Below are 12,933 nucleotides of genomic sequence, written 5' to 3' on the forward strand. Positions count from 1 at the left end.
GGCCCCGACAACGTCAGCCAGGGTCACGGGACCAGAACTGCCGTGGGGCGTAGCCGTCGCGACGCAACCAGTGTTCGGTGTAGACCACCCGACCGACCTCGATGCGCAGCAGCGGGTTGCGGGGTACGTCCCCCAGCGGTCGCCCGCGCTCGACCGCGTCGGACTGCCACCGGTACACGGCCATGCCCTCCTCGAACCCGTCATCCCCGGGTAGCAGCACCCGGGCGGCACCGAACAGTTGCGCACCACGGGAGCTCGCCTGCCCGACCAGCGGGGCGAACACCCCCACCGACACCCGCGGGTCGCCGGCGATGTTACGCAGCTTCGGTGTACCGGCCTGGGAGGTCACGTAGAGAGTCAGGTCGTGGTGGTAGTAGCGGACCGGGGTGGCCAGCGGCCCGTCCGGCCCGGACGTGGCGAGCACGCACATGTTCTGCGACGACAGCAGGTTGAGGATCCGTTCGACCAGCCGCTCGCGGGGCAGGACCGCTGTCGGCGCGGGGCCGACCAGCCAGGGATTCGCGATCATGCGGGAGAGTAACTCACTCGTCTCGACCCCGGCGTTCTCGGGCTAGGGTCACGGACATGTTCCTCCAGCAGCTCTACGGCTGACCGTGGCGAGGACCTTGTCCTCGCAACGACCGGTGTGTCCACCCGTGCCCGGCGCCGCCGTCACGGTGCCGGGACCTGTACGACATCGGCTCGTTCGCCGCCCGTGCGCTCGCCGAGGCACACCAGCGCCCGATCGTGCAACTGTCACCGACGTACCTGGTGTACGGGTGCCGTCACGATCACCTCTCGTACGCCGTAGGCTGCGCCGATGCAGCATGATGGGGGAGACCTGTGACGACCCGTATCGCGGTCTTCGGGGCCGGGTCGTGGGGCACCGCGTTCGCCATGGTCCTCGCTGACGCCGGCTGTGACGTCACCCTGTGGGGGCGTCGCCCCGAGGTCGTCGACGCCATCAACACCACCAGGGTCAACCCCGAGTACTTCCCGGACTTCGTACTCCCCGAAGGGATCACCGCGACCACCGATCCGCGCCGGGCGGCGGCGGGCGCCACGTTCGCCGTGCTCGCGGTCCCGTCACAGACGCTGCGTGCCAACCTCGGCGCCTGGACGTCGCTGCTCGACCGGAACACGGTGCTGGTCAGCCTGATGAAAGGTGTCGAACTCGGCACCACCCTGCTGATGAGCGAGGTCATCGCGGAGGTCACCGGAGCCGGATCGGACCGGATCGCGGTGGTGTCCGGCCCCAACCTGGCCGGTGAACTCATCCACCGCCAGCCTGCCGCGTGCGTCGTCGCCTGCCGGGACGAGGCCGTCGCCCAGGAACTACAGGCCGCCTGCCACACCGCCTACTACCGGCCCTACACCAACGTCGACGTGGTGGGCTGCGAGATCGGCGGCGCGGTGAAGAACGTCATCGGGCTCGCGGTCGGCATCGCCGACGGTCTCGGCCTGGGCGACAACACCAAGGCGTCGTTGATCACCCGGGGCCTGGCCGAGACGGCCCGCCTCGGTCTGGCGATGGGTGCCGACCCGCGTACCTTCGCCGGCCTGGCCGGAATGGGTGACCTGGTCGCCACCGCCTGCTCACCGCTGTCGCGCAACACCAGCTTCGGTGCCAGCCTCGGGCGCGGGATGACCCTGGCACAGACCGTCGCCACCAGCAACCGGACCGCCGAGGGTGTCACCTCCTGCCGCTCGGTGCGCGACCTCGCCCGTCGACACGGTGTCGCCATGCCGGTCACCGAGGCCGTCGTCGACATCGTCCACGGCGGAAAACCGCCCCGGCTGGCGGTCAAGGAACTGATGACCCGGTCGGCGAAACCCGAACGCGTCTGAGGACGTACGCCGGGCGATGTCGTGGCCGCAACCCTGGTGCGGCCGGCATCGACGAACCCCGGCGACCCTTGACTTCCTTCCGTCACCGATGGTGGGGTTTCAAGGACGCTCCGTCCGACGTCAACAGGGGGCCTGCCATGCAGGAGACGCCGTACGCCCGGTTGCCGGTGTCCGAGGAACCGGGACAGTCGAGTGTGGCCGTGCGACATCCCATCTGGCGCTGGGGTGCGGCGGTGCTGGTGGCAGTGGCGTGGGGCGTCGCATCCGCGTTCTGGACACCGCGCGGTCCGTTGACGACCGCACAGGCGCTCTGGTCGATCGGGTTCAGCCTGGCCGTCGGAGTCGGCGTGGGCTGGACGACCCGGTCGCGGTGGTCGATGCCGCTCGCCCCGGTGGCCTTCGTCGTCGCCCTCGAACTGGCCCGCTGGCCGATCACGGGACCGTCCGTGGACGGCATCCACCTCAGCCCCTTCGGCGTGCTCGTCCTGATCTCCGGTCGAGGGGTGCACGGTCTGCTCTCCGTGCTGCCGATGGTCTTCGGCGCGGCGTACGGCGCCGGCATCGCCCGTCGGGCCGCGTCGACCCGCACCGGCAGCCGGGCACTGCGCTACCTGGGCCGGGCCGGTACGGGTCTGCTGGCGGCGGTGGTCCTGCTGGTCACGGTGGCGGTGGCCGTACCGGCCCGGACAGCACCGATCCTCGGCCCCGACGGTGAGCCGTTGACCAACAGCGTCGCGGAACTCGGCAGCATCGACGTGGGCCCGCACCGACTCGGCGTGATGATCCGGGGAAACGACACTTCCGCGCCGGTCCTGCTCTACGTGCCCGGGGCACCCGGCGGCTCGGACATCGGCCCGGTCCGCCGGCACCTGGAGGAGCTCGAACGACAGTTCGTGGTGGTGACCCTGGACCGCCGCGGTGGTGGCAAGTCCGCCTCCTCACTGGACCCGACCTCCGCCCTGACGCTGGAGAGCGCGGTGGTCGACGTCATCGCCGTGACGAACCACCTGCGGGACAGGTTCGGACAGGAGAAGATCTACCTGCTCGGTCATTCCGGTGGATCGCTCCTGACGACGCTCGCCGTCCAGCGGCGTCCCGAGCTGTTCCGGGCCTACATCGGCACCGGTCAGGCGGTCAACCTGCCCACCAGCGACCGCATCTTCCACGAGGACCACCTGACCTGGGCACGCGAGCGTGCGGACGGTGAGCTGGAGCGGCGACTCGTCGACCTGGGCCCGCCGCCATATCCGGGTTTCTATCCGTACGAACCGTTCGTGACCCACACCAACGAGGTGTACGCGTACGACCGCAGCCGTAACGCGGAGGGTGACGGCGGCCCGACCGAGAGCCTGAACGTGCCCGAGTACACCCTCCTGGAGAAGCTGCACACCCTGACCGGGCTGGTCGACACCTGGAGCGTGCTGTACCCGCTCATGCAGGACGTCGACCTCCGTACGGACGTCCGCCAACTTCAGGTGCCGGTCTACTTCGTCCAGGGCGGGCACGAGACGCGGGCGCTGGCGGAGCCCTTCGCACAGTGGTACGAGCTGCTCCAGGCCCCGTCGAAGCGGCTGGTCGTGCTTGAGACCTCGGGGCACCGGCCGATGTTCGAACAGCCGGACCGGTTCGTCGACGTCATGGCGACCGTGCTCACCGACACACGCCCATAGCCGTCCACGGGTCCAGGGGTTCTCGCCTGTCGCAGCGGACACGCGCCCCGAAGTCGAGCACCTCTCGACCGGACCGGCTAACGTCGCGCGCATGACGTACGTGATGTCTGGTCGGTTACGACTCTGGACCGAGCGGTTCGGTGACCCTGCCAACCCCACCGTACTGCTGATCATGGGGGCTGAGGCGCAGGGCATCGGCTGGCCGGAAACGCTGGTGCAGCGACTGGTAGCGGGCGGGCGGCAGGTGATTCGGTACGACCACCGGGACACCGGGCAGTCCGACGGCGTCGACTTCGACACGGAGCCGTACGCGATGACCGACCTCGCCCTGGACGCGATCGCGGTCCTCGACGGCCACGGCATCCGTGCCGCCCACGTCGTCGGTGCGTCGATGGGCGGCGTCGTCGCCCAATGGCTGGCCGTACACGCGCCCGAACGGGTCCTGACCCTCACCACCATGATCACCACCCCGATCGACGGCGCGCCCGACCGGGAACTGCCGCCACCCACGCCTGCCCTACTACAACGGCTCGCCGAAACCGCGTCCGCCGCCCGCGACACCGACGAGCAGCGGGTGGCGGCGGACATCCTCGTCTTCGACGCACTCAACGGCGGTGAGCTGCCCTTCGACCGGGAAGCGGCGCGGGATCTGGCCCAGCGCCACGTGGCCCGCGCCAGGGACTGGACCAGATCCGCCAACCACCACCGCGCCGGGCAGAACCGAGCCGACGTCTCACCCACTCCGTTGTCGACGATCACCGCATCGACGCTGGTCGTGGCGGCGACCGCGGATCCGCTCTTCCCACTGCCGCACTCGGAGGCGCTCGCGGAGCAGATCCCGAACGCACGTCTCGTGCCGATCCCGGGGATGGGGCACGGTTTCCTCTCGCCCGGTCTGGCCGACCGGGTCGCCGACCTGGTCCTCGCGCACACCGGTGTCGCACCGCCGCGGTAGGGGGCCGACGGCCACGCGCGCCACCGGCATGAGCTGGGCACAGAGCCGTCTCCTCAGAGAATCAGCCCCAGCGAGGCCAGCTCGGACATCAGGGACCGGTTGTCCACGAACCGGATGCCGTTGATGCCGACCGTCGTCGCAGCCGCCACGCAGGCCGCGTTGTCGTCCACGAACAGGCACTCTGCCGGCGCACGGTCGACCGTACGCAGGATGTGGTCGAAGTACCTCGTGTCGGGTTTGCGGTGACCGACGCGGTGCGAGAGGAAAGCCCCGGCGAGCCATCGCTGACCCCGATAGAGCTGTTCGACGTACGCGCCGCGTCGGGATTCCTGGTTGGACGCGAGATAGACCCGCTCGATTCCGAGACGGGGTATGACGTCCAGCAGAGCCTGGTTCAACTGGATGTTGCCGCCGAGCCACCGGTCCAGGAACACCGACCCCGTCAGACCGTCGACATGTTCGGCGAGAACACGGTCGGCGACGTCGAGGAAGTCGCCATCACCCGCCAGGCTGCGCAGGTAGGCGGGATCCCGGAACAGGTCGTCCTGGAATGCCAGGTAGCCGTGCCGCCACCGGTAGTCGCGCTCGATCGCCGCCGCGAACTCCGGACGGGGAAACTGGAGTACGCCGTCGATGTCGAGCAGCAGAATCGACGTCACCGGACCGCCTCGAAGGTCGTGGGAGTCAGTCTCCGTACCAGTGCAGCATCAGATGAGGCTCACCGCGCCACCGCGCCAGCAACGACCGTAGCGCCTCCACCAGCGCCCGTTCCATCTCGTTGCCTGCCGACTCCGCAGAGGAGGGTGACGGTAGCCCTGGCGGAAAATCAACGGATGCGGATGGTCCGGACAAACGCGTTCAGTCCGTCGGCATAGATCCGGTACGCGTAGCGGTCGGCGGAGGACGCGCCGTCGGTGAGGCCGGCCTCGGCGAGCACGTGTGTCTGATGCTGGCTGCTCTGCTCGTCGGTGCTGTTCGGGCAGGCCAGCCAGATTTTCACGGCCCCGGCGTCACCCGCCAGGACGGGTGTCGACAGGGGTAATGGCGGCGACGGCCAGGTCGACGATCCCGTCGGCGTAGTCGTCGGTCAGTGGGCCGTTGCGGAGTAGCCAGCGGTGGTAAAGCGGGCCGAACAGCAGCTCCACCACTTGGTCCAAGGGGGCGTCGGGGCGGACCTGGCCGGCCTCGCGGGCGGCCTCCAGGCGGGTGCGGACCGCGTTCAGTTGGGGACGGAGCAGGCGGTCGCGCACCTGGTCGGCCAACTCCTCGTCGGCGAGTGTCTCGATAGTGATGGCGCGGGTGGTGGCGGACAGCCGTGGATCGGCGAACTCGGCGACCGTGGCCCGGAGGACCTGGCCCAGATCAGCCCGCAGGTCGCCGGTGTTGGGCAGGGCGAGGACCTCCGGCGTGTTGTCGACGAGCGCGTCCAGGATGACCGCGCCCTTGCCACGCCACCAGCGGTAGATGGTCTGCTTGCCGACCCCGGCACGGGCGGCGATCGCCTCGATGGTCACGGCCGAGTAACCGGTTTCAGTCAACAGTTGCAGGGCGGCGGCGAGGATCGCGCGGCGGGACTGCTCGTTGCGACGGGAGGGCTGTGGAGTCACACCGACAGCTTACAACGAGACGAGACGTTTCGTCTTGACGTGCTCGTGGTGCTGTGCTCTTCTTGTTGCGAGACGCAACGTCTCGGCTCTCTAGCCTTCAGGAGATTCCATGCCGCACATCGCCATGGTCAGCATTCCGTTCCACGGCCACGTCAACCCGAGCTTGGAGATCATCCGGACCCTCGTGCAGCGCGGTCACCGGGTCACCTACGCCAATGACCCCGCCTTTGCCGACGTCATCGAGGGCACGGGCGCCGAGCTGAGACCGTATGAATCAACGCTGCCCAGCGACGGTGGCTCCGGAACCGACAATCCGATCGAGCAGCTTACGCTCTTTCTCGACGATGCCATCGCCATGCTGCCGCAGTTGCGGGCCTCCTATGTCGATGATCGGCCGGACCTGTTCCTCTACGACATCGCCGGCGCACCGGCGCGGCTACTCGGCGAGCAGTGGGGGATTCCGGCCATCCAGCTATCCTCGACGTTCGTTGCCTGGGACGGCTACGAGCAGGAGATGGCGCCCGTCGTCGAGGCGATGCGGGCTGATCCGCGCGGGGCCGACTATTACCAGCGGTTCAAAGAGTGGCTGACTGCGGAGGGTTCGTCGGTCACCGACAGCTTGGCGTTCCAAGGCCGGCCGGTGCGCAGCCTCGTTCTGCCGCCGGAGGCGCTCCAGCCGAACGCCGATCGGGTGGACCCGTCGGTCTACAGCTTCGTCGGCCCGGTTCTGGGAGACCGCTCCCACCAGGGTCCCTGGGTCCGTCCGGACGGCGTCGAGAAAGTGCTGCTGGTCTCCCTCGGCTCCGCCTTCACCCGGCAGCCCGAATTCTACCGCCGCTGCATCGTCGCGTTCGGTGACCTGCCCGGCTGGCACACCGTTCTGCAGATCGGCAGCCACGTCGATCCCGCCGAGCTCGGTCCCGTCCCGGACAGCGTCGAGGTCTGCCCATGGGTGCCGCAGTTGGCCGTGCTGGAGCAGGCAGACGCCTTCATCACCCACGCCGGCATGGGAGGCAGCAGCGAGGGCCTTTACTGCGGGACCCCGATGATCGCCGTTCCGCAGGCGGCCGACCAATTCGCGAACGCCGAGCAACTGGCCTCCCTCGGTGTTGCCCGGGTCGTCGACTCGGCCAGTGTCACCGCCGTAGAGCTCCGCGAGACGCTGCTCGCCCTCACCGCAGACCCCGCCGTGGTGGCCCGCAGCACCGACCTGAAGCGGCAGGCCCGCGAGGCTGGGGGCGCCGACCGGGCCGCCGATCTGATCGAGGCCGAACTCACCGCTGCGCGCGGCCGTACCGGGCAGCGGTGCGCGAGCGGCGGGTAAACCGCCGTACCTCACGCCCCTGACCAGCCCCGCTGTCAGGGGCGTGAGGTGGCGCGGTTGCCGGGCGGAAGATGAACATGCCGCTCGGGGCGGTGGTGTCCAGCTTCTCGTGCATGGATTGGAAGGCCGACTGCTGGCGCTTGAGCTGCACGACGATGGCGATGAGGTCTTCCAGGGACCGGCCGAGCCGGTCCGGCGACACCACGAAGAAACCCTCCAACTCCGGTCGGGTGAGGTGACCGACGAACCGCTCGTACGCGGAAACCCGGTCATCAGTCAGGCGACCGAGCGGCACAGCCGGAAACCTACGACCCGTCACATCCCAATGTGGAGCGGTCCCGACCCAGACCCAAGATCATCGTTGGCGCCAATAATGGCGTGAATCTTCCTCAGCCCCGGTGCCGAAAAAGTTGACGTTCTCGCCGTGTGCCGGCGAGATGTGCGCCAGCAACTCGTCGGGGATCTCGCGGCCCGCAGCCGGCCGACGGATATCGCGTAGTACTCGGTGGTCCAGGTGATCACGGCATTGGTCAGCACGGTGAGGCACCACGCCTGCTCGGTCTGTTGCTCCGGGTGTCGGCGGCGGACAGTGCCGTGGTTCGCGTAGTGCAGGTCGCGGCGCAGCGCGTACAGCGACTCGCCCTCGTTCAGCTTCCGGGAGATCTCGCGGCAATACGCCGGATACGACAGGTTCGGGAAGAGCTTGTCCGTTCGCCCGAGCAGAAAAGCAAAGGCAAGGAGGATATCCACTCCTTGCCACTCTCAATGTATATCGCACCAGGGGTCTTGCGGCAAGACCCGGGTTGTGCCGCAGAATCTCCAGCCGAAGCCAGAAGCGGCGATAAATCAGAGGTTGGCGTAGTACCTGCGTTGTGCCCACATGCGGGGTGTCGAACCGCCGGTGGGACGCGCCGCTGAACTGCGCGGAGCAGTTGGCCGAGATGCAAGCTTGTCGAATGGGGGGTCTTCATGATTCACGTGATCATTGCCGGGGGAGGGCCGACCGGCTTGATGCTGGCGTGCGAGTTGCGGCTGCACGGCGTGCACGTGGTCGTGCTGGAACGGGACGCGGAGCCGACCAAGGTTGTCCGCTCGCTCGGCCTGCATGCGCGCAGTATCGAGGTGATGGACCAGCGTGGCCTGCTGGAACGCTTCCTCACGCTCGGGCAGCAGTACAAGCTCGGTGGCTACTTCGCCGGCATCAACGTGCCGTGGCCCGACCGGATGGACACCGCACACGGGTACGTCCTCGGCATCCCGCAGCCCGTCACCGACCGGCTGCTGACCGAGCACGCCACCGAGGTCGGGGTCGAGATCCGACGCGGTAGTGAACTGGTCGGGCTGAGCCAGAACGCGGGCGGGGTGACCGTGGAGCTGGCCGACGGCACACAGCTGCGCTCCCGCTACCTCGTCGGCTGCGAGGGTGGTCGCAGCTCGGTACGCAAGCTGCTCGGCGTCGACTTCCCCGGCGAGCCCACCAGGGTCGAGACGCTGCTGGGCGAGATGGAGCTGACCGCTCCGCCGGAGGAAGTGGCCGCCGTGATGGCCGAGGTTCGCAAGACCCAGCTCCGGTTCGGCGCCGGGCCGATCGGGGACGGGCTGTACCGCGTCGTCGTACCCGCCGCAGGGGTGGCGGTGGAGCGTATCCCGCCGACCCTGGAGGAGTTCAAGCAGCAGCTCCGGGCGACCGCCGGCACCGACTTCGGCGCGCACTCACCGCGCTGGCTGTCCCGCTTCGGTGACGCCACCCGGCTGGCCGAGCGCTACCGAGTCGGCCGGGTACTGCTGGCGGGCGACGCGGCGCACGTCCACCCGCCCTTGGGTGGTCAGGGGCTCAACCTCGGGATCCAGGACGCGTTCAACCTGGGCTGGAAACTGGCCGCCGAGATCGACGGCTGGGCACCGGCGGAGCTGCTGGACAGCTACCACGCCGAACGGCACCCGGTGGCCGCCGACGTGCTGGACAACACCCGCGCCCAGACGGAGCTGATCTCCCTCGATCCGGGTCCCCAGGCGGTGCGGCGGCTGATCTCGGAACTGATGGACTTCGAGGACGTGAACCGGTACCTGATCGAAAAGGTCACCGCGATCGGGGTCCGCTACGACCTCGGCGAGGGGCACGAACTGCTCGGCCGGCGGCTGCGGGACGTACGGCTGAAGCAGGGGCGCCTCTACGAGCTGATGCACGGCGGTCGCGGGCTACTGCTCGACCAAACCGGCCAGCTCTCGGTGACGGGCTGGACGGATCGGGTCGACCACGTCGTCGACACCAGCGACGAACTGGACGTGCCCGCCGTGCTGCTACGGCCGGACGGCCACGTGGCCTGGGTCGGTGACGATCAGCAGGATCTGGTCAACCACCTGCCTCGGTGGTTCGGCGCCGCTGTCAGCTGAGTGCGCTGTGGTGGCCCGGGAGAGCAGGGCGGTGGCCCATTCCGCGAGGGGGGCGAGGTCGCCGATCTCGTACGTCACTCGGGGCGGAACCCCCGAGTGGCGGGTGCACGACAAGTCCGTCCCGTTCGAGTTGCCACAGTCGCTGGGTCAACACCTTCGACGTGACGGTGTTGACCCAGCGCCGCAGCTCGACGAAATGATGCCGTCCCTCTGACCGTGGTGGCCGCCGCGATCACCAATCACGAACGGATCCGGATGGGCAACAGGCCGGCACTTCAAGGAGAGTCGGAACGAAAAGTAGCGCTAAGGCTGGTCACGGATCGGGCCTGCTGCTGGACACGTTCGGGGTACGTCCGTTGTCGTAATCGACTGACCGTTAGTCCAGCCTCGACTATGTTCGATCACTTCCAGGGGCGGCTACCGTGGGTGCACGGCGTAGGTCAGGTGCGTCACCCGCGACGACGGCTCCGAACGGACCGGCTCCAGCGCGACCCTGGACGCGTCCACGCCGTCGAACAGGCGGGTGCCGGCGCCGAAAAGCACCGGTGAGAGCGCGATCGAGAACTCGTCGACCAGGCCGGCGTTCAGGTGCGCCAGGATCGTCTCGCTACCGCCGGCGATGCGGACGTCCCGGTCGCCGGCGACCTGGCGGGCCTGGCGCAGCGCGCTGTGGATGCCGTCGTTGACGAAGTGGAACGTGGTCCCGCCCGGCCGTTCCCAGGGGACGCGCTGCTGGTGGGTGACGACGAACACGGGGGTGTGGAAGGGGGCCTCCTCCGGCCATGCCCGCTCGCCGAGGTCGAACATGCGCATGCCCATGACGCTCGCGCCCGTGCGCTCGAACGTCTCCCGGGCGATGTCGTTGTCGCGCCCTTCCTCGCCGCCTTCGCCCAGGTTGAGGTTCTCCCGGAAGAATCGCTGCGGGAAGATCCACGCCTGCAGTTCCATCCACTGCGCCATCCAGCGCTCCAGCCTCGGGTCCTGCTCCCGCTGCTCGGGCGTGGCGCGAATACCTTCCATTGACTCGGGCGCACTGAAGCCGTCCAGCGACATCGACACGCTGAAGAACACCTTCCCGGCCATCAGCTGCCCTGCTCCTTCTGGGCGATCTCGGCGACGTAGGCCGCCAGGTTGCCCAGTGTCTGCTCGCCGCCCTCGATCGCGTGGTACTCCTGCACGGCCTGATCGCGCAGTTGTGTGGTGGGGAAGACCGTGCGCATCACGATCCGGGTCGCGGTGCCGTACGGCGCGAAGGCCAGGGTCGACTCGAAGGCGTTCGGGTCGTCGCGGGACTCGCCGTGCAGCAGTGCGATCCGCTCCGGTGGGACGATCTCCGTCCAGGTGATCCACTCGGAATAGTCGGTCCCGTCCGGCCCGTGCATCACGAAGTCCCAGGCTCCGCCCTCGTGGAACTCGAAGGACCGCGTGGTGGTGGTGAACCCCTCCGGACCCCACCACCGCGACAGGTGCCGGACCTCGGTGAACGCCTCGAACACCAGTTCCCGCGGGGCGTCGATGATCCGGGTGATCACGATCTCCCGGTCCGCCGTCGCCAGTTCCCCTTGCGTTTCTTGCCTTGCCCCTGCCATCGGTCATTCCTCCTGCCGTGTCTGCTTGAGGTCCTGGACGTAGGTGTCCAGTCGGTCGAAACTCTCGTTCCAGAACCGCTCGAATCCGCCGACCCATTCGTGGACCGGCCGCAGCCCGCTGGCGTCCAGGCCGTAGAGGCGCTGCTTGCCCGCCCCGCGGACCCGCACCAGCCCCACCTCCCGGAGTACCCGCAGGTGCTTGGATGCCCGAGGCTGGCTCATCCCCAGCTCCCGGGCCAGGTCGGTCACCGGCCGCTCACCCGTCCGCAGCAGCGCCAGGATGTCCCGGCGCTGCGGCTCGGCAATTGCGTTGAACGCGTCCGACGTCGTCGCTGCTCGTGCCACGACAGCCATCATATTCCCATAACGGAATATGTCGAGCCGGTTGGGAATCGGGCGTGGAAGACGGACCCTTGTGCCACCCCGGACTATTGCTTGGACTGCGGCTCCGACACGTGGGCGTGCGACCGAGAGTCGGGAGTCACTCAAGGGCCAGGCTCGCGACGGCACCCAGACCCACCACCTCATCGAGCCGCCGCCTAGGTACCGGTCCGGTGTCCCGCACGTCACCGACAGACGAGGCTTCCCGGCTCATGTCCATGCAGGAGGGGGTGCCGCGTGGGCCGGGATCGTCGTACACCATAACTGTCATTATGGTGTACGACGTTTTGTCCGAATTCAGGGACGATCCCCGCTCACTACGGTTGATAGATTGCATTAATCGATAATTCGATAATCCGGGTACGGAACCCGGGCGGGCCACTCGCCGTAGCCGGCCGATAGAGGACTTCCTGCGTGTGGAGCAGCAAGCGTGGGTGCTCTGCTGCTGGGGCACCACCTCGTGTCGCATGGGTCGACGAACACGGGACCGGGGATCAGGGTGGGCCGCCCGGCGAGCGCCCCGAAGCCTGGAGTCTGTTGTGGACGGTTGTCGTACGCCCGCCCCGGCTCCCAGGCCCAGACACGTACGACCATCAGGGTCAATCTGGTGCGTCATATCCTGGCAAAGGGCGCATCGATGCAAGGGTGAGTGGCCTGGGTGGACAAATGGCGCTACCTTCGGGTCGCGAGACACGGCGCATGGGTTTCATGCGACCCAAGGGGAGGCTCCCCTGGGCGGGGGCGTAACAGAGGAGCGGGGTGAATCCACCTTGACGGATACTCCAGGCGTTGGTCAGGTACACGCGACCCAGGACCAGCTCAACGCGATGGCGCAGCGGTGCCAGGACACCGGGGAACGGCTTGCCACAGGGATGGCGCAGTTGCTCGACCGCGTCACGTCGCTGAGTGGTACCGGGATGGCCGGCTCGGCCAACAACGCACTACAGCTCGTCTCGGGTGACCTCAACGAGGGCCTGACGAAGATCCTGAACGCGCTGGACGGTCTGTCCGGCAAGATCAGCGACGCCTCGACGCAGTTCGGGGTTCAGGACGAGGACGCGGCGGCGGAGATCCGCGCCGCGGCGGAGGGGACCGGTAACAGCGCCGTCATCGCCGCCCTACGCGGCTGACCTCGGCGACTGAGGTCCTTACCAGTGGTCGAGAC

17 protein-coding genes are annotated in these 12,933 nt (G+C 68.3%); 6 read left to right on the plus strand and 11 right to left on the minus strand.

Going from position 1 to position 12,933, the window contains the following annotated elements:
* Positions 1 to 13: 13 nt before the first annotated feature.
* On the minus strand, positions 14 to 529 hold the full coding sequence (locus ACIBF5_RS19460) for a pyridoxamine 5'-phosphate oxidase family protein (RefSeq protein WP_396813445.1): 516 nt from the start codon (positions 527 to 529) through the stop codon (positions 14 to 16).
* A gap of 314 nt (positions 530 to 843) precedes the next feature.
* On the opposite strand from ACIBF5_RS19460, the gene ACIBF5_RS19465 reads away from it, so the two are divergent.
* The 3 genes from ACIBF5_RS19465 (at position 844) to ACIBF5_RS19475 (ending at position 4,473) form a co-directional block, all read left to right on the plus strand.
* Positions 844 to 1,848, plus strand: coding sequence for an NAD(P)H-dependent glycerol-3-phosphate dehydrogenase (locus tag ACIBF5_RS19465; protein WP_396813447.1), 1,005 nt, complete (start codon positions 844 to 846; stop codon positions 1,846 to 1,848).
* A gap of 137 nt (positions 1,849 to 1,985) precedes the next feature.
* On the plus strand, positions 1,986 to 3,518 hold the full coding sequence (locus tag ACIBF5_RS19470) for an alpha/beta fold hydrolase (RefSeq protein WP_396813449.1): 1,533 nt from the start codon (positions 1,986 to 1,988) through the stop codon (positions 3,516 to 3,518).
* 91 nt (positions 3,519 to 3,609) lie between these two features.
* Positions 3,610 to 4,473: an alpha/beta fold hydrolase gene (locus ACIBF5_RS19475; protein ID WP_396813451.1), complete on the plus strand. Its 864-nt coding sequence runs from the start codon at positions 3,610 to 3,612 to the stop codon at positions 4,471 to 4,473.
* A gap of 53 nt (positions 4,474 to 4,526) precedes the next feature.
* Here ACIBF5_RS19475 and ACIBF5_RS19480 read toward each other — a convergent pair whose 3' ends face one another.
* The 3 genes from ACIBF5_RS19480 to ACIBF5_RS19490 all read right to left on the minus strand — a co-directional run bounded on the left by ACIBF5_RS19480 (position 4,527) and on the right by ACIBF5_RS19490 (position 6,080).
* Positions 4,527 to 5,132 carry an HAD family hydrolase gene (locus tag ACIBF5_RS19480; RefSeq protein ID WP_396813453.1) on the minus strand — a complete coding sequence of 202 codons (606 nt, stop codon included), beginning with the start codon at positions 5,130 to 5,132 and terminating at the stop codon, positions 4,527 to 4,529.
* Between the two features lie 167 nt (positions 5,133 to 5,299).
* Positions 5,300 to 5,473, minus strand: coding sequence for a hypothetical protein (locus ACIBF5_RS19485; RefSeq protein ID WP_396813455.1), 174 nt, complete (start codon positions 5,471 to 5,473; stop codon positions 5,300 to 5,302).
* 10 nt (positions 5,474 to 5,483) lie between these two features.
* Positions 5,484 to 6,080, minus strand: a complete 597-nt coding sequence (locus ACIBF5_RS19490) for a TetR/AcrR family transcriptional regulator (RefSeq protein WP_396813457.1) — start codon at positions 6,078 to 6,080, stop codon at positions 5,484 to 5,486.
* A gap of 109 nt (positions 6,081 to 6,189) precedes the next feature.
* Between ACIBF5_RS19490 and ACIBF5_RS19495 the strand changes: the two genes are divergently transcribed.
* Positions 6,190 to 7,404 (plus strand): macrolide family glycosyltransferase, encoded by a 1,215-nt coding sequence (locus ACIBF5_RS19495; protein WP_396813459.1) that lies wholly within the window; start codon positions 6,190 to 6,192, stop codon positions 7,402 to 7,404.
* Here ACIBF5_RS19495 and ACIBF5_RS19500 read toward each other — a convergent pair.
* A complete protein-coding gene (locus ACIBF5_RS19500; protein ID WP_396813461.1) occupies positions 7,355 to 7,699 on the minus strand; it encodes a recombinase family protein in 345 nt (114 codons plus the stop codon). The two genes, ACIBF5_RS19495 and ACIBF5_RS19500, sit on opposite strands and share 50 nt — an antisense overlap.
* A gap of 20 nt (positions 7,700 to 7,719) precedes the next feature.
* Positions 7,720 to 8,154: a Tn3 family transposase gene (locus ACIBF5_RS19505; RefSeq protein WP_396813463.1), complete on the minus strand. Its 435-nt coding sequence runs from the start codon at positions 8,152 to 8,154 to the stop codon at positions 7,720 to 7,722.
* A 219-nt stretch (positions 8,155 to 8,373) separates the two neighbouring features.
* Here ACIBF5_RS19505 and rox point away from each other — a divergent pair, with 219 nt between their 5' ends.
* Positions 8,374 to 9,798, plus strand: a complete 1,425-nt coding sequence (rox, locus tag ACIBF5_RS19510; RefSeq protein WP_396813465.1) for a rifampin monooxygenase — start codon at positions 8,374 to 8,376, stop codon at positions 9,796 to 9,798.
* Here the strand turns inward: rox and ACIBF5_RS19515 are convergent.
* From ACIBF5_RS19515 to ACIBF5_RS19535, 5 genes are all read right to left on the minus strand, one after another.
* A complete protein-coding gene (locus ACIBF5_RS19515; protein ID WP_396813607.1) occupies positions 9,791 to 9,985 on the minus strand; it encodes a hypothetical protein in 195 nt (64 codons plus the stop codon). The genes rox and ACIBF5_RS19515 overlap by 8 nt on opposite strands.
* A 230-nt stretch (positions 9,986 to 10,215) precedes the next feature.
* Positions 10,216 to 10,881, minus strand: coding sequence for a dihydrofolate reductase family protein (locus tag ACIBF5_RS19520; protein WP_396813468.1), 666 nt, complete (start codon positions 10,879 to 10,881; stop codon positions 10,216 to 10,218).
* Positions 10,881 to 11,387: an SRPBCC family protein gene (locus ACIBF5_RS19525; protein ID WP_396813470.1), complete on the minus strand. Its 507-nt coding sequence runs from the start codon at positions 11,385 to 11,387 to the stop codon at positions 10,881 to 10,883. Before ACIBF5_RS19525 ends, ACIBF5_RS19520 begins: the two co-directional genes overlap by 1 nt.
* A 3-nt stretch (positions 11,388 to 11,390) precedes the next feature.
* The gene (locus ACIBF5_RS19530) at positions 11,391 to 11,732 is read right to left on the minus strand and encodes an ArsR/SmtB family transcription factor (RefSeq protein ID WP_396813472.1); all 342 of its coding nucleotides are present in this window, start codon (positions 11,730 to 11,732) and stop codon (positions 11,391 to 11,393) included.
* A 136-nt stretch (positions 11,733 to 11,868) separates the two neighbouring features.
* Entirely contained in the window at positions 11,869 to 12,030 is a 162-nt protein-coding gene (locus ACIBF5_RS19535; RefSeq protein WP_396813474.1) for a hypothetical protein, read from the minus strand.
* 508 nt (positions 12,031 to 12,538) lie between these two features.
* On the opposite strand from ACIBF5_RS19535, the gene ACIBF5_RS19540 reads away from it, so the two are divergent.
* Positions 12,539 to 12,898, plus strand: coding sequence for a WXG100 family type VII secretion target (locus tag ACIBF5_RS19540; protein ID WP_396813475.1), 360 nt, complete (start codon positions 12,539 to 12,541; stop codon positions 12,896 to 12,898).
* Positions 12,899 to 12,933: the final 35 nt, after the last annotated feature.

The sequence above is a fragment of the Micromonospora sp. NPDC050417 genome (assembly GCF_044458865.1).
Taxonomy (GTDB): Bacteria; Actinomycetota; Actinomycetes; order Mycobacteriales; family Micromonosporaceae; genus Micromonospora_G.